The following is a 14589-nucleotide window of genomic DNA, read 5'->3' on the forward strand; positions in this document are numbered from 1 at the left end:
CTGCCCGGTGCTGCTACGGCGTTCTGTCGGATCAGGTCGGCGGGGTGAGGATCTTCACGAGGCCGCCACCGCCGCCCATGCTGATCTTCTGCGAACCGTCGGGGTTGATGTTGTTCGAGCCGATGAACTGGCCATCGCCCGCGTACAGCACGACGTGCCCGCCGTTGTTCGAGATCACCACGTCGCCGGGCTTCGCTTCGGAAAGCGGCACCGACCGCCAGCCGTCCGCTTCGAGGTTGGCCGTCAGACCCGCGACCGAGGCACTGGCCTGCCCCTTGTCGATCAGGCCCGCCGCCTCGAGACAGCCGGAGACGAAGTTCGCGCAGTTGACGTTGTTGGGCACCCACGACTGCATGGCGGGGAGCTCACCGCTGCCCTTGAGGTCGCCGGCGTTGCGGCCGAGGAACTTCTCCGCGATCTTCGCCGGGTTGTCACCGCGGGCGTCGATCGGCTTGGCAGGCCTGCCGTCGCCCGGAACCCCGGCGTGGCCCCCACCGCCACCGCCACCGCCGCCTCCGCCACCGCCGCCGTCTCCCCCGCCGTAGCTGGGGGTGGCGCTCAGGTGCTGGTTGACCGGCTTGGCGTGGACGCTCGACGCCGTGGTCTGGCCGTCGTCGGCCGGGATCAGCTCGAGGAAGCCGCCTTCGATCTCCAGGCCGAGCGGCTTGAGAAGCTCGTCGATCTGCTTCTCGGCGTCGTCCAGCGCCTTTTCGATCTCGTCCTTCTTGCCGTTCGAGTCTTTTTCGTTGAGCTGCCGGAGCCGCTCGATATCCGACGCGGCCGCGGCGATCTCGTTGTCGTCCTCGGAACTGTTCTTCCGGCGGCGGGCCGAGTCGATCAGCTTGCGGTTGTCCGCGTCCTTGTCGTTGGCTTCCTGGGCGAGTTGTGCGACCTTCTTCTTGACCTCGTCCATGATCTCGGACACCCGCTGGAGGATGTTCTTGGCCGCCTCGGCCTTGTCACTGACCTTGTAGCTGGCCTTGCCGAGCTTTTCGAGATGGTCGGCGACGGCGTCGGCGTCCTTGCCCTCCCAGTGGCGCAGCACGTCGTCACGGAAGGCCTTGAGGTCGTCGCCCAGGTCGTTGGCCCGGGTGGCGGCTCCGCCGACCTTCCTGGCCTGGTCGTTGACCGCGCCCGAGTTGAGCTTCTGCGTCTGCTGGGCGTGCTTGTCGATGGCGTCCAGCGACTTCGGGCGGTCGTGCGACGGGTCGTCGAGCGTGCTCGGATTCCGCTCCGCGGTGGTCATCGGTAAATCCCCCTGGTTCCCGTCTTCAGTCCGATCAGTCCCGCTCGCGCGCGTGGCCGCGGAGGGTGTCGACACCCGCGGCCTCGTCGTTGCGCATCCGCTGCGCGGCGTTGGCCAGCGCGTTCGACGCGGCGTCGACGAGCTTCGCGGCGGCCGCCAGTTCGGCGTTCACACCGCGGTGGAAACCCTTCATCGTGGTCCCCGTGCTGGCCGCGTTCTTCAGATCGCCGAACGCCGCTCCGGGATCACCGTCGCCCAGGTCCTTGCCCGTGCCGGTGTAACCGTCCTTGAGCCCGCCGACCTTCTTGGCCAGCGCGGCGATCTGCTCTGGATCGAATCGGCGAGTCATGAATGATCCTTCCGGCCCGTGCTTGCCTGACCCATGTTGCCCCACCGCGCACCCTATGAGTTCCCACCCACGCGTGCGCACCGTTTCCGTAAACGCGATGACGCCGTTCGTGTACACCGACGCATCCGGCCGCGCGTTGGTTCCCGGAAGATTTCCACGGCGTCCCCGGAGGGGAGATCTTACCCTCCCGGTGGGCACCGACAGCAGCCGAAGCTCACCCGGTCGGGGGCCTTTGGCCACCCGGGCCGTCCATGAACCGCTTGCTGCGTCTCGTCCGCGAGAGCGGCTGCGAACCGCTGCCGGATTGGGCGGCCTAGACCAAACCGAGTTCACGCGCCCGGACTCCGGCCTGGAAGCGGGACTCGGCACCGAGGGCGGCCATCAGCTCGGCCACCCGGCGCCGGTAGGTCCGCACGCCGAGGCCGAGGGTCCGGGCGGCGGCTTCGTCCTTGACGCCGCTGCCGAGCAGGTCCAGCACCGCGGGGGCGAGCCGCCGGATCTCGGACACCTGCGCGTCGAAGACGGCGAGTTCGGTCGCCGATCGCCAGGCCGCCTCGAACAGCGACGTCACACCTTGCACGGTTTCGGGCTGGGTGATGACGCTGTAGCCGCGCTGCCCGGCGCTGAGGTCACCGGCGAGGATGACGAGCCTGCCGTCCAGGACGATCGTCTCGTTGAGGTCCTCGGTGGAGATCCGGACCTGGGCTCCGTGCCGGTCGCGGACCTTCGCGAGTTCCTGCGCGGCGCCCTCGTCGAGCAGCAGTCCGGCGCGGTAGATCTTGCGGATCCGGACCTGGCCCGCCCGGCGCTCGGCGAGCTCGCCGGCTCCGTGGGCGGCGACCCAGGTCGCGAGGTCGTTGGCGGCGCACGCCAGGTCGGTCACGGTCGAGAACAGGTGCCCGACGCGGCGGAACAGCTCCTCCTCGCCGCGCACGACCGTCACCGCATCACTCGTCCGCATGACACCGATACTGCCCCAGCCTCGCCAGTACGTGGCAGCTTGTTGCCATTTTCTGACTACGGACGGCCTCCTCACGACGCTGATGGTCATGACGAATCTTCACGACACCTGGCGGCTCGGCGACCTCACCGTCAACCGCCTCGGGCTCGGCGCGATGCGGCTGACCGGGATGCCCTGGGACGAGCGACCCAAGAGCCGCGAGGACGCGATCACCGTCCTGCGCCGCGCGATCGAACTCGGCGTCAACCACATCGACACGGCTTCGTTCTACTTCACGCCCACGCGCTCGGCGAACGAGCTGATCGCGACCGCGCTCCAGCCGTATCCCGAAGACCTCGTGATCACCACGAAGGTCGGCGCGGGCCGCGACCGCGACGGCGAGTTCTCCTTCGCCCGGCCGGATCAGCTGCGCGGCCAGGTCGAGGAGAACATCCGGCAACTCGGCCTCGACCACCTCGACGTCGTCAATCTGCGCTGGGGCGCGGCGATGGGCAAGGAGCCCGGCTCGGTGGCCGACCATTTCGGCGCGCTGGCGGAGCTGCGCGAGGCCGGCCTGATCCGCCATCTGGGTGTCTCCAACGTCGTGGCGGACCAGCTGACCGAAGCTTTGTCGATCGCTCCGGTGGTCTGCGTGCAGAACCGCTACGGCCTGACCGACCGCGAGGACGACGCCCTGCTCGACCTGTGCGGGGAGCTCGGCATCGCTTTCGTGCCGTTCTTCGCCGTCACGACCTCTATTCCGGGAGCGGCGCCCGGCGCTGTTCGCGGCGAGGCCGAGGTCGCGAAGGTCGCCGCGGCGCATGACGCGACTTCGGCGCAGATCCGGCTCGCCTGGACGCTGCACCGCGGCGCGCACGTCCTCGCCATCCCGGGGACCGGCGATCCCGGGCATCTGGCGGAGAACGTCGCGGCGGGCGGACTGCGGTTGAGCGAGGAGGAACTCGCTTTGCTGGACGGCGTGGGCCGAGGGTGACGAGTGCGGCCGATCACCAGCGGACCCGGCGGTCCACGGCGACCCAGTTCGTCTCCCAGGTCGCCCCGCCGTCGGCCGAGAACGCCTGCTCGAATCGCGCTTCGTCCGTGCCTTGCCGGAAGACGAGGAAACGCACCTTGATCGGACGGCCGCCGAGCTGGTCGTCGCCGTGGAACTCGCCGACGCCGTCATGGAACCCGCCGTAGACCGACGGGGTGAGCAGACCGTCGCGCATGTTGACGAAGGTCAGGCTCCACCGCTGCGCCTGCGGTTCGTACAGCCGCAGGTTGAGCGCGTCGATCCGCCCGTCCGGGCCCGAAACCTCGAATTCGAGGGCGTTCGCCCGCCGGTCCATGAGCGGGCGGACGGTGCTGGTGCCCGCGAACTGGAGCCACTGGTCCGCGGACTCCGAAAGCGGCTCGGCGAGCACCCGCACCGTCGAGCGCCAGGTGCCGATCTCCCAGTCGAACGCCCGCTGGGGATCGGTGCCCGAGGTCGACGCGTCGCCCGACGCCGCCGTCGCGACCAGCATCAGGGCCGCAAGGCCCACTGTCAGGATTCGTTTGTATGGCACGGTCATGGTCCGAACTATCCGAGCGGAGGACGACCATGGACAAGAAGGCACTTCCGGGTAACCTTCCCCGCCCCAACCCGCTGCCGGGCTGTCCGATGGCCGCGGCGTTCGCCGCGATCGGCGGGAAATGGAAACTGACGCTCCTGTACTGGCTCGCCCACGGCGAATCCCATTTCGCCGGCCTCCGCCGCCGGGGCGCCCCCATCACGCCCAAGGTGCTGGCCGAACAGCTCCGCGAACTCGAAGCCGACGGGCTCGTCGAACGCGTGGTCACCGGGCCGGTCCCGGCGCGCGTCATCTACCGGCTCACTCCTTACGGCGCAACGGTTCTGCCGGTGGTCGAGGGAGTCAGGGTCTGGGGCGAGGCGCATCTCGAACGCACCCGTGGCGACGCCGCCCCGAACGCCGCGATGGGCTGCGCCGACGCGATCGGATAGCGATCTCGCGTGATTGAAGAGCGATCACGCGTGATTGAACGGCGATCTCGCGTGATTGAACGGCGATCTCGCGTGTTTGGGGGGGCGATCACGGGTCAGCGCAGTCCGGAGCGGCGGGCGGCGGTGGCCGTGGCGAGGGTCTGCAGGACCTCTTGGGTGGTGGCGAGGTCGATGCAGGCGTCCGTGATGGACTGGCCGTAGGTGAGCGGCCGGTCGGGGTGGAGGTCCTGGCGGCCCGCCTGGAGGTTGGATTCGAGCATGACGCCGACGATGCCGCGCTGACCGTTCTTGATCTGTTCGGCGATCTGGCCGGCGACGACGGGCTGCCGGAGGTGGTCCTTGCGGCTGTTGTCGTGGCTGGCGTCGATCACGACCCGGCGGGGCAGGCCCGCGTTCTGCAGCGTGGTGAGCGCCGCGCGGACGGACGCCGGGTTGTGGTTCGGCGCGCTGTTGCCGCCGCGCAGCACGAGGTGACAGTCCGGATTGCCGACGGTGTGCAGGATCGCGGGCAGGCCGCTGGGGTCGACACCGGGGACGACATGCCGGGCCTCGGCGGCGCGGATGGCGTCGACCGCGACGCCGACATCGCCGTCGCGGCGGTTCTTGAACCCGACCGGCATGGACAGGCCGCTCGCCAGCATGCGGTGGTTCTGGCTTTCCACGGTGCGCGCGCCGATCGCGCCCCACGAGACGGTGTCGGCGAGGTACGCCGGGATCGTGGTGTCCAGCCATTCGCAAGCGGCGGGCAGACCGCCCTCGGCGAGTTCGAGGAGCAGGTCCCTGGCGACGCGCAGCCCGCGGTTGACGTCGCCGGTGCCGTCGAGGTGCGGATCGTTGATGAGCCCCTTCCAGCCGCCGACCGTGCGGGGCTTTTCGAAGTACACGCGCATGACGACCAGGAGTTCGTCGGCGAACCGGCCGGCGAGGGCGGCGAGCCGGTCGGCGTATTCGAGTGCCGCGGCGGGATCGTGGATGGAACAGGGCCCGGCGATCACGAGCAGCCTGTCGTCCGTGCCGTCGAGCACGCGGAGGACGTTTTCCCTGCCGTGGCGCACCGTGTCGGCCGCAGTGGCGCTGAGCGGCAGTTCGTGGTGCAGCAGGGCGGGTGTGACCAGCGGGACCATCCGGTCGATGCGCTGGTTGTCGAGTTCGACCGTGGCGAGGGTTGTCATCACAGATATCCAGGGTTTCTGCCGGCACCGGGCGCGGGAAAGCCGGGGTTTCCCGGCCCGGACGGCGGTCTCGGGTGAACGAAGAAGCAGGCCCGGCATTTACTCGAGCGAGAATTCTCTTACCCCGAATGTTCCATCATCCGCCACACGGAACAATGGTCCAACCCGAATTCAGCGACCGGTCCAGATCGGATCCCGTTTCTCGGCGAAGGCACGGGCGCCTTCGCTCGCGTCCGCGCTCGTCCGTCGCCGTTCTTCCCACGGATACGAGGTTTTGAACGCTTCTTCGAGTGGGAGGTCGAGCGATCGCAGCGCGGCCTCTTTGATCGCCCGTACCGAAAGCGGAGCGGCGCGCACCAGGTCGTCCGTCCATTCGGCGACGCACCGATCCAATTCCGGGAACGGGACGACCTCGTTGACCAGCCCGTGACGCAACGCCGTCGCCGCGTCCATTCTGCGCCCGGTCAGCAGATATCCCATCGCCACCTTCTGCGGAAGCTGGCGCGGCAACCGGAACACCCCGCCCGCCCCGGCGATCAGGCCGAGACGGACCTCCGGCAAGCCGAAGACCGCTTCTTCCGAAGCGACGACGATGTCGCACGCCAGCACCAGTTCGAAACCGCCGCCCAGCGCGTAGCCGTGCACGCGCGCGACCACCGGTTTGGACAGCGTGAACCGGTCGGTCAGCCGGGGGTGGCCCGGCTGACCGCTGCTGCCGAACGTCGACGCTTCGACGCCTTCGTCGGTCAGCCGCGCGCGTTCCTTGAGGTCCTGCCCGACGGAGAACGCCCGATCCCCCGCCCCGGTCAGGACCACGGCCCGGACGTCGTCGTCGGCTTCGACGTCGTCCCAGATCCCGGCGAGTTCCGCGTGCATCCGCCGGTCCATCGCGTTCAGCGCCTCGGGCCGGTCCATCGTCACGTAGGCGACGTGGTCCTTCTTCTCGTACCGGACGCCGTTCATCGCGAGCCCACCGCGAAGCCGTCCACCTTGCCGATCACGTCCGCGCCGTAGATGCGCAAAGCCTGCTGCAACGCGAATTCGGCGATGTACCGGCGGAATTCCTCCGGCGGTTCCTCGGAAAGGTTCACCATGCGCCGGTTGGCGGCGACGGCCTCCCCGTCGAGCCGGGCGAGCGCGCCGTCGATGGCCGCGTCCATCTCCTCCGGCGGCACGACCTCGTCGACGATCGAGCGGGCGTCCGGCTCGTCCGCCCGGAGCTTGCGGCCGCCGAGGATCACCTGCCGGGCCACGCGCGGCCCGGCGATCCGGGAAAGCCGGAAGTTGGACACGCCGGGGATGATCCCCTCCTTGGCCGCGGGCAGGCTGAGGTACGCGTCGGACGCCGCCAGCACGTGGTCGAAGACCAGCAGCAGCTGGGTCCCGCCACCGATGGCGAAGGAATCGACGGCCGCCATCCAGGGTTTGTCCGTGAACCGGGAATGCCAGGAATCGTCCGTCAGCAGACCGCGGAAGATCTTCTGGATGTACCCCGTTTCCCGCCGCAGCAGGAAATCCACCAGCGGGATGTCGCCGGAGCTGAGCTTCTTGAGGTTGATCCCCGCGCAGAACACCCGGCGCCCGAGATAGCGGGGATGGCTCATCACCCCGCCCCGCAGCAGTCCCACCCGGACGGACGGGTCGAGCAGCACCAGGTCGACCGCGGTCTCCATGTCGTCGACCTGCTGGGCGTCCTCGGCGTTCAGGCAGTCGTCCCGGCACAGGGTCAGGTGCGCGACGCCGTCCCGCCGCTCCAGCCGGACGGCTTCCATCTGCACGACCCCGGTTTCGAGGAACTCCGGGAGCAGCCGCTGAGCCCTGGCGGTGGGCCGGAGCATGGCGTCGAGCAGATGCGGGCCCGCCTTCGGCGCGCGCAGGATCCCGCGCAGGAAGATGCCCTGGTCGATCTCGCGCCCTTCCTTCTCCGCCTGCGGCCGCGCCCGCTCGGCCGCCATCTGCTCCTCCGACGGCACCAGCCCGGGGAAGGCGAGCGCGGCGGCGCGGACGAGTTCGTCGAGCCGCAGGTACCGCGTCCGGCCGTCGGTGAGTTCGGCGTAGAGCTCCTCGGCGTGCGCCTCGACGAAGGCCGCGCGCTGTGTCCGGACCTCGTCGTCGACCCGGTGGGCCTCCCCCGCCAGGGCCCGGAGATCGAGCCCTGGCGAAAGAGCCGTCACGACTTGGCTTCCCGGCGCAGGGCCCGGTCCGCCGCGGCCAGGTGGGAACCGAGCGCCTCTTCGAAGGTGGTCGAGCCCGCTTCGAAGATCAGCTGCCGCCGGATCGCGGTCTCGGCGCCATCCACGACGACGTCCAATTCGGCCAGCGTCTTCGCCGGATCGTCGGACACCTCGTCGATCAGGTCGAGGGCGAGCGCGCGCTCCGTGTCGAGCGGGGTTCCGAGCAGCACGGCCCGGCGGATGCCCGCCGCCCCGGCCTGCTTGGTGAGCCGGTACACGGTCATCCCCGGCCAGGTGCCACCGCCCGCCGACGCGAGCCGCAGCGTGGTGCCCGGTTCGGCGATCCGGATGTCGGCGGCGAGCAGGAGGTCCAAGGCCGTTCCGGCGCATTCGCCCGACGCCACCGCGGCCGTGAGCCTGCCGAGGCGTTCGAACCGGCGCACGACCCGCTCCCATTTGGACACGAGCCCGACCGCCAGCCCCTTCGCCCAGTCGGCGGGCGGGGCCCCCGTGACGTGGATGGTCACCGGTCCCGGTTCACGCTGGTCCTCGGCCCGATCGCAGAACGCGCCGATCTCCTCGACGACCGCGGCCGACAGCGGACGGGATCCGTCGAAGCGCAGCACCAGTTCGCCCTCGATTTCGTTACGCGTCACCATTGAATTAGCGCCATTTCGATTGTGGAGCCAGGCCCCATGGTCATGAGCACGCCGTAGTCCCCCGGGCGGGCGACGTCTTCGTCGGCGAGCCGCTCGTAGGAGAAGAGGAAGGAGCCGCTGGAGAGGTTCCCGTAGTCGCGGAGCACACCGGTGGTGTGGCGCACGTCGTACCGGCTCAGGCCGAGGTTGACGACGACGGCGTCGATCACCTTCTTCCCGCCCGAATGCACCAGCCAGTGGCCGATGTCGCTGCGGCGCAGGCCCGTCCCGGACAGGAGCCGGTCGATGACGATTTCGGCGTGCGCGCCGACCACGTAAGGGATCTGCGGGTCGAGGAAGAAACTGAACCGGTCCTGGTCACGGTCCCAGTCGTAGCGCATCGCGTCGACCGCGTCGGTGATGATGTAGCTGGCGAATTTGAGGACGCGCGGACCCGGCACGCGCCCGTCACCGGAAACGAGCGCGAGCGCCGCGGATCCGTCGCCGAAAAGACTGTTGACCACCGCGGTCCGCATCGTGCCGTCCAGCGCGTAGGCGGCGGAACACGCCTCGCTGCACAGGACGACGCCGAGTTCGCCGGGATGCGCCGCGGACCAGCCCGCGACCACGTTGAGCGCGTTGAGACCGGCGTTGCAGCCCATGCCCACGATGTCCGAGCGGCTGCAATGCGGGTCGATGCCCATTTCCCGGATGATCAGCGCGCTCAAACCGGGCGTCAGGAAACCGGTCGAGGTGACACAGCACAGGTGACGCAGATCCGAAAGCGTCGCGCCCGCCGACTTCAGGCAGGCTTCCAAGGCGCGGCAACCCATGTCGACGGCGATCCGCTTGTGCTTGTCGAGGAGGTCGCCCTGCGGCTCGGCCGCGCGGGCGCCGCCGGGACCCTCCGGCGGCAGGGTGAGGAAACGCCGGTCGATGGCGCTGTTCAGGAAGACCGAGCGGATCTTCGGATCCTCGATGTCGAGGATCTCCAGAAGTTCGGTCTGCGAGTACGACGACTCGGACACCGCGGTGCCCACGCCGGCGAATCGGGTGATCTCGGTGAGTCCGGTGAGGACGGAAAGGTCCTCGGCCGGTTCGACGATGGCCGTCATCGGTACATCCACCCCCATGTTCTGAGCTTGCTACGGAGCAGCTGCTTGACCTGCGCAGCGGGCATTGGTCTCACCTTTCGCGGATCGCAGTGGACATTTCCGAAATTAGGCTTCGGTGAACTCGATGGTCAACGCGTCCAAGCCCCGTACGGCAAGGGAAATGAGGCGATCGACCGTCTCAAGTGGACTAACGCGCGTTACGGGCGGCGGTAGATCGTCATGGAATGGCCCACTCGCTCGACCGGCGTACTGCCGGCGATCAGCGAGCCGAGGTCGCCGCCGTGTCCGTTTCCGGGCGCCCCTCCCCCGCCCATCGGATCGGCGAACGCGCCGAGGACCGCGGAATCCGACACGGCGAGCACACCGTGCACCTGATCCTCGGGCACCGTCAGCGGATCGGCGGCGTCGATGCCGTAGTAGGACGGCAGACCGCTCCCCTGATAGACGAGCCACGTCCGCTCGCCCGCGTAGTCCTGTTTCAACCGATCCGCCAGGCGGCCCAGATCCTGCCCCCAGTCGACGTTCGAGTCCAGCAGGTACTTGTGCGTGTTCTCCGGTCCGCCGAACGCCTCGTTGGAGTACGGGAGGTAGTACGGGAACGTCATCAGTGAGCTGACCGCGGCGAAGGCCACCACGGCCACCGCCGCGACCTTCACCCACCGCCGTCGCACGACGAGCACCGCGGCCGCGGCGACGGCCAGGAACATCGGCGCGAAGGCCAGGTATCGCACGCCGTTGTCGCGGACGATGACCATAGCCGTGGCCATCAGCAGGGCGGTCGGGACGAGCACGTACGGCGCCGCCGGGCGCAGGCGCCGGACCGACAGCAGCACGGCGGCGCCCGCCAGCCAGATCGCCAGCGCCCCCAACGGTGTCTTCACCAGCAGCGCGGCGGGCCCGTAGTACCAGAGCGAACCCGTGTAGTGCCTGCCGAACAGGAAGTTGTGCCACACATGGTCTTCGAGTTCGAACTGGAAGCGCATCCCGTCCCGCAACGGCTGCGGGAACGGCAGCCACTCGACGAGCGTGCGCATCCCGTGCAGGGGCTGCATACCCGACGGCGTCTCCCAGTGCAGGCCCGGATCCACGACGAGATACGACGCCCACACCACGGCGATCGCGATCAGCGCCATCCCGGCTCCCGCCAGCACACCGCGTCCGATCAGCAGGGCCGGACTCTTCAGGTCGAGTCCGCGGGCGCGGCGGGCGTGCCACACGGACAACACGGCCAGCGGGACCAGGACCGGAACCACCACCAGGGAAAGCACCTTCGTGGCCGTGGCCGCGCCGAGGGCCAGGCCGGCGAGCGGGAGGTAGAGCCCGGGGCGGCGCCGGGCACGCCACACCAGCCAGACCGACGTCAGCAGGAACCCGGCCACCGGCACGTCGAGCGTGGCCAGCGATCCGTGCGCGATGACGTCGGGCGAGAAGGTGAACAGGGTGAGCGCCAGCACCCCGCCCGCGCGACCGGCCAGATCGGAGGCGAACGCGAAGACGACGAGCCCGAACAACAACGTCAGCAGGATCACCGGGAGCCGGGCGGCCAGCATCAGCCGGTCCGGGTCGTTGCCCGCTTCGTAGACCACGTGCTTGCCGAGTTCCCACTCGTGGCCGGAGAAGCCGGGGGCGATCTTCGGATCGGTGAAGGCCACCCCGGTCGCGATGATCAGCTTGCCCAGCGGCGGATGCTCGGGGTTGTACCGCAGGCTGTGCTCTTCGAGGTAGACCACCGCGGTGCCGACGTAGACCGGCTCGTCGATGGTCGGGGACTGTTCCACGGCGGTCGTGATCATCGCGATCGCCATCTGGGCGAGCAGGGCGATCACCACGCCCGCGTACAACCACCGCTGGTGTTTGCGCACCCAGCGGAGGAATGCGTTGTCGTTCGAAGGGTCCACTGACGGCTGAAGGCCATCGGTCGTCAAGTTCGGCGTCCTTCCCCCGGCGGGCCGGTGCGCCCGGTCCGCCCTGGATATCGATTACTCGGCTATGCGGCCGCGCCGAAGAGGGCCATCACGGTCGGTGCCGCCGGTGTGGCGGCGCCGTGTCGGGTCCGTGATGGCCCTCGTCGGCCGGGTTGGTGGAAGAGCTGTCAAGAGGTGGTGGATCGCGGTGTTTCAAGGCCGGATGGGTTTTCGATGGAGGTCGTGAGTGATAAAGAGCGTTAGGTCGTGAGTGATAAAGAGCGTTAGAACGCTCTTTATCACTCACGACCCCGGCGCGGAAACTCAGGCGGAGAGCGAAACCCCGGTCAGCTGCCGCTCCAGTTCCACGCTGGTGGCGTAGTCGGGAAGCAGCCCCTGCCGCTCCGCCTCGGCGAGCGTGATGGCGGCCTGGTCGCGTTCGGACAGGGTCGGCTCCACCTCGGTGCCGACCGGCAGGCCCAGCGCGGGGTCCAGCGCCGAAAGGGCGAGTTCGTTCTGTGCCACGTAACCCGCGGAGAGCATGTACGACATGACGGTGTCGTCCTCGAGCGCCACGAAGGCGTGGCCGACGCCGACCGGGAAGTACATCGTCCGGAAGTCCTGCTGGTCCATCAGGACCGCGTCCCATTTCCCGAACGTGGGCGAGCCGACCCGGATGTCCACGACGATGTCCAGCGCCCTGCCACGGGCGCAGTAGACGTACTTCGCGATGCCCGGCGGCGTCACGGTGTAGTGGATTCCCCGCACCACACCGCGTTTGGACATGCTGTGGTTCGTCTGCGCCACCGGGAAGAGCGGGCCGCCGTGGGCTTCGGCGAAGGCCTCTTCCTGGAACGGCGAGACGAACAGGCCCCGGTCGTCGGGGAAGACGCGCGGGGTGAACTCGATCGCGCCTTCGACGGCGAGTTTGCGTGCTTGCACGGCTTGCTCCTGTGCTCGGTCAGAGGGTGGAAAGGACTTCGCGGACGGCGTGGACGACCTTGTCCTGCAGGTCGGGTGAGAGCGCGGGGTACATCGGCAGCGAGAAGATCTCACCCGCCAGCTTCTCGGTGACCGGCAGCGAACCCTTCTCGTAACCGAGGTGGGCGAATCCGGTCATCGTGTGCACCGGCCACGGGTAGCTGATGTTCAGGTGGATGTCGTAGGCCTTGAGGCGTTCGAGGATCTCGTCGCGACGCGGGTGCCGCACCACGTACACGTAGTACACGTGCTCGTTGCCCTGGACGGTCTTCGGCAGCTTCAGTTCGGTGTCACCGAGGGCCTCGACATAGCGCTGGGCGACGGCGCGGCGGCCGGCGGTGTAGGCGTCGAGCCGTTTGAGCTTGCGCCGCAGGATCTCGGCCTGGACCTCGTCCAACCGGCTGTTGTGGGCAGGCGTCTCGACCGTGTAGTAACGCTCTTCCATGCCGTAGTACCGCAACCGGCGCAGCTTCGCGGCCACGTTCTCGTCCGACGTGATCGCCGCGCCGCCGTCGCCGTACGCGCCGAGCACCTTGGTGGGATAGAACGAGAACGCGGCCGCGTCGCCGGTCGTGCCCGCGATCGTGCCGTTCTGCCGGGCGCCGTGCGCCTGGGCGCAATCCTCCAAAAGGGACAGTCCGTGTTTCGCGGCGAGTTCCTTCAGCGGGGCCATGTCCACGCACTGGCCGTACAGGTGGACGGGAAGCAGGCATTTGGTGCGCTCGGTGATCGCGGCTTCGACCTGGCGGGTGTCCATCAGGAAGTCGTCCTCGCGGACGTCGACGAAGACCGGAGTGGCGCCGGTGCCGTCGATCGCGACCACGGTCGGGGCGGCGGTGTTCGACACCGTGATCACCTCGTCGCCCGGCCCGACACCCAGCGCCTGGAGGGCGAGCTTGATCGCGTTCGTGCCGTTGTCGAGCCCGACGCAGTGCCCGATGCCGTGGTACGCGGCGAATTCCGTCTCGAAGCCGCGCAGGCTCGCGCCGAGCACGAGCTGCCCCGAGTTGAAGACCGTCTCGACCGCGTCGAGCAGATCTTCGCGTTCGGTCTCGTATTCGGCGAGGTAGTCCCATACGCGCGTGGTCATGTGCGAGCCTTTCCGTGAACAGGGGTGGTCAGCGCGGCGACGGTGCGGCGCACTCCTTCGGGCAGTGAGATCTCCGGACGCCAGCCGGTGATCGCCCGGAACGGCGTGGAATCGATGGTGACGCTGCGCAGATCCGTCGCCGGCGCGTGCGACGGGGGTTCCACACAGATCACGTCCACCGGGTCGCGGCCGGTGTGCTCGGCCATTTCCTTGGCCACGAGCCGGAAGACGTCGGCCAGCTGGTCTCCCCGGCCGGCGCCGAGCAGCCAGTGGCCGCCGACCAACGCGTCCGGGGCGGCCAGCGCCGCGGTGAACGCCGCCGCGATGTCTTCGACGTGGACGAGGTCGCGGCGCACGCTGCCGTCCCCCCAGATGGTGAGGTCCTGGCCGTCGAGTGCCCGCCGCGCCATCGCGGACACGACACCGCGGTCGAGATTCGCGCCCTCGGCCGGGTTCTCGCCGAACACCGTGGGCAGCCGCAGGCTGATCCCGCGCACGAGGCCGTCGGCCGTGGCCTTCTTGAGAACCTGTTCCGCCGCCAGTTTCTGCTTGTCGTACGGGGTTCCCGGCTCGTCCGGCTCGCTGCCGTCGATCGGTTCCCGGGGCGGCACACCGACCTGCGACGCGGCCCCGCCGTAGATCACCAGCGGAGGTTTTCCGCCGACAGCGCCGATTACGTCGACGAGATCGCGCATCACGCCCAGGTTCACGCGTTCGGCTTCCTCGGTCTCGGCCGCCCGCCAGCCTCCGTCCGCCAGCAGCAGGTACACGATCGCGTCCGAGCCCGCGACCGCTTCGGCCAGGGCGGCGCGGTCGGTGAGATCGGCGGTGACGACGGTCGTCTCGGCCGGGCCGGGCGGCGGCGTGACCGGTCTGCGCGCCACCGCTCGCAACCGGATCGGTTGCCGCGCCAGCGCGCGGGTGACGGCCGAGCCGACGAAGCCCGACGCCCCGAGGACGGTGATCAGCTTCATG

At 69.1% G+C, this 14589-nt stretch carries 15 protein-coding genes; 2 read left to right on the plus strand and 13 right to left on the minus strand.

The window, feature by feature from the left end:
• Nucleotides 1–31: 31 nt before the first annotated feature.
• The 3 genes from DMC64_RS25620 to DMC64_RS25630 form a co-directional block, all read right to left on the minus strand.
• Nucleotides 32–1246 carry a peptidoglycan-binding protein gene (locus DMC64_RS25620; RefSeq protein ID WP_125735602.1) on the minus strand — a complete coding sequence of 405 codons (1215 nt, stop codon included), beginning with the start codon at nt 1244–1246 and terminating at the stop codon, nt 32–34.
• 34 nt (nt 1247–1280) lie between these two features.
• A complete protein-coding gene (locus tag DMC64_RS25625) occupies nt 1281–1595 on the minus strand; it encodes a hypothetical protein (protein ID WP_037346453.1) in 315 nt (104 codons plus the stop codon).
• Between the two features lie 313 nt (nt 1596–1908).
• Nucleotides 1909–2556 (minus strand): response regulator transcription factor, encoded by a 648-nt coding sequence (locus tag DMC64_RS25630; RefSeq protein WP_125735603.1) that lies wholly within the window; start codon nt 2554–2556, stop codon nt 1909–1911.
• Nucleotides 2557–2644: 88 nt separating this feature from the next.
• Here DMC64_RS25630 and DMC64_RS25635 point away from each other — a divergent pair, with 88 nt between their 5' ends.
• On the plus strand, nt 2645–3529 hold the full coding sequence (locus DMC64_RS25635) for an oxidoreductase (RefSeq protein ID WP_037346972.1): 885 nt from the start codon (nt 2645–2647) through the stop codon (nt 3527–3529).
• A 13-nt stretch (nt 3530–3542) separates the two neighbouring features.
• Here the strand turns inward: DMC64_RS25635 and DMC64_RS25640 are convergent, their stop codons facing one another.
• Nucleotides 3543–4109, minus strand: a complete 567-nt coding sequence (locus tag DMC64_RS25640) for a hypothetical protein (RefSeq protein ID WP_233629803.1) — start codon at nt 4107–4109, stop codon at nt 3543–3545.
• Nucleotides 4110–4138: 29 nt separating this feature from the next.
• On the opposite strand from DMC64_RS25640, the gene DMC64_RS25645 reads away from it, so the two are divergent.
• Nucleotides 4139–4540 carry a helix-turn-helix domain-containing protein gene (locus tag DMC64_RS25645; RefSeq protein WP_228694658.1) on the plus strand — a complete coding sequence of 134 codons (402 nt, stop codon included), beginning with the start codon at nt 4139–4141 and terminating at the stop codon, nt 4538–4540.
• Between the two features lie 95 nt (nt 4541–4635).
• Here the strand turns inward: DMC64_RS25645 and DMC64_RS25650 are convergent, their stop codons facing one another.
• The 9 genes from DMC64_RS25650 to DMC64_RS25690 all read right to left on the minus strand — a co-directional run bounded on the left by DMC64_RS25650 (nt 4636) and on the right by DMC64_RS25690 (nt 14588).
• Nucleotides 4636–5712, minus strand: a complete 1077-nt coding sequence (locus tag DMC64_RS25650) for a 3-deoxy-7-phosphoheptulonate synthase (RefSeq protein WP_125735604.1) — start codon at nt 5710–5712, stop codon at nt 4636–4638.
• A gap of 171 nt (nt 5713–5883) precedes the next feature.
• On the minus strand, nt 5884–6675 hold the full coding sequence (gene dpgD, locus DMC64_RS25655) for an enoyl-CoA-hydratase DpgD (RefSeq protein WP_037346444.1): 792 nt from the start codon (nt 6673–6675) through the stop codon (nt 5884–5886).
• On the minus strand, nt 6672–7886 hold the full coding sequence (gene dpgC, locus DMC64_RS25660; RefSeq protein WP_125735605.1) for a (3,5-dihydroxyphenyl)acetyl-CoA 1,2-dioxygenase DpgC: 1215 nt from the start codon (nt 7884–7886) through the stop codon (nt 6672–6674). The genes dpgD and dpgC overlap by 4 nt, the downstream gene beginning before the upstream one ends.
• The gene (gene dpgB, locus DMC64_RS25665) at nt 7883–8545 is read right to left on the minus strand and encodes an enoyl-CoA-hydratase DpgB (RefSeq protein ID WP_125735606.1); all 663 of its coding nucleotides are present in this window, start codon (nt 8543–8545) and stop codon (nt 7883–7885) included. The genes dpgC and dpgB overlap by 4 nt, the downstream gene beginning before the upstream one ends.
• Nucleotides 8539–9639: a 3,5-dihydroxyphenylacetyl-CoA synthase DpgA gene (dpgA, locus tag DMC64_RS25670; protein ID WP_125735802.1), complete on the minus strand. Its 1101-nt coding sequence runs from the start codon at nt 9637–9639 to the stop codon at nt 8539–8541. Before dpgA ends, dpgB begins: the two co-directional genes overlap by 7 nt.
• A gap of 197 nt (nt 9640–9836) precedes the next feature.
• Nucleotides 9837–11564 carry a glycosyltransferase family 39 protein gene (locus DMC64_RS25675; protein WP_233629805.1) on the minus strand — a complete coding sequence of 576 codons (1728 nt, stop codon included), beginning with the start codon at nt 11562–11564 and terminating at the stop codon, nt 9837–9839.
• Between the two features lie 303 nt (nt 11565–11867).
• A complete protein-coding gene (locus tag DMC64_RS25680) occupies nt 11868–12485 on the minus strand; it encodes a dTDP-4-dehydrorhamnose 3,5-epimerase family protein (RefSeq protein WP_037346437.1) in 618 nt (205 codons plus the stop codon).
• Between the two features lie 19 nt (nt 12486–12504).
• Nucleotides 12505–13614, minus strand: coding sequence for a DegT/DnrJ/EryC1/StrS aminotransferase family protein (locus tag DMC64_RS25685; protein ID WP_037346435.1), 1110 nt, complete (start codon nt 13612–13614; stop codon nt 12505–12507).
• Nucleotides 13611–14588 (minus strand): NAD(P)-dependent oxidoreductase, encoded by a 978-nt coding sequence (locus tag DMC64_RS25690; protein ID WP_125735607.1) that lies wholly within the window; start codon nt 14586–14588, stop codon nt 13611–13613. Before DMC64_RS25690 ends, DMC64_RS25685 begins: the two co-directional genes overlap by 4 nt.
• Between the last annotated feature and the right edge of the window lies 1 nt (nt 14589).

Source organism: Amycolatopsis sp. WAC 04197, assembly GCF_003947475.1.
Classification (GTDB): Bacteria; Actinomycetota; Actinomycetes; order Mycobacteriales; family Pseudonocardiaceae; genus Amycolatopsis; species Amycolatopsis japonica.

What these genes read in the sequence shown, in the direction of transcription:
- DMC64_RS25635 (WP_037346972.1), top strand. Translation starts at nt 2,645, where the DNA reads ATGACGAATCTTCACGACACCTGGCGGCTCGGCGACCTCACCGTCAAC.
- DMC64_RS25630 (WP_125735603.1), bottom strand. Translation starts at nt 2,556, where the DNA reads ATGCGGACGAGTGATGCGGTGACGGTCGTGCGCGGCGAGGAGGAGCTG.
- DMC64_RS25640 (WP_233629803.1), bottom strand. Translation starts at nt 4,109, where the DNA reads ATGACCGTGCCATACAAACGAATCCTGACAGTGGGCCTTGCGGCCCTG.
- dpgD (WP_037346444.1), bottom strand. Translation starts at nt 6,675, where the DNA reads ATGAACGGCGTCCGGTACGAGAAGAAGGACCACGTCGCCTACGTGACG.
- dpgB (WP_125735606.1), bottom strand. Translation starts at nt 8,545, where the DNA reads ATGGTGACGCGTAACGAAATCGAGGGCGAACTGGTGCTGCGCTTCGAC.
- DMC64_RS25650 (WP_125735604.1), bottom strand. Translation starts at nt 5,712, where the DNA reads ATGACAACCCTCGCCACGGTCGAACTCGACAACCAGCGCATCGACCGG.
- DMC64_RS25690 (WP_125735607.1), bottom strand. Translation starts at nt 14,588, where the DNA reads ATGAAGCTGATCACCGTCCTCGGGGCGTCGGGCTTCGTCGGCTCGGCC.
- dpgA (WP_125735802.1), bottom strand. Translation starts at nt 9,639, where the DNA reads ATGACGGCCATCGTCGAACCGGCCGAGGACCTTTCCGTCCTCACCGGA.
- DMC64_RS25620 (WP_125735602.1), bottom strand. Translation starts at nt 1,246, where the DNA reads ATGACCACCGCGGAGCGGAATCCGAGCACGCTCGACGACCCGTCGCAC.
- DMC64_RS25625 (WP_037346453.1), bottom strand. Translation starts at nt 1,595, where the DNA reads ATGACTCGCCGATTCGATCCAGAGCAGATCGCCGCGCTGGCCAAGAAG.
- DMC64_RS25685 (WP_037346435.1), bottom strand. Translation starts at nt 13,614, where the DNA reads ATGACCACGCGCGTATGGGACTACCTCGCCGAATACGAGACCGAACGC.
- DMC64_RS25645 (WP_228694658.1), top strand. Translation starts at nt 4,139, where the DNA reads ATGGACAAGAAGGCACTTCCGGGTAACCTTCCCCGCCCCAACCCGCTG.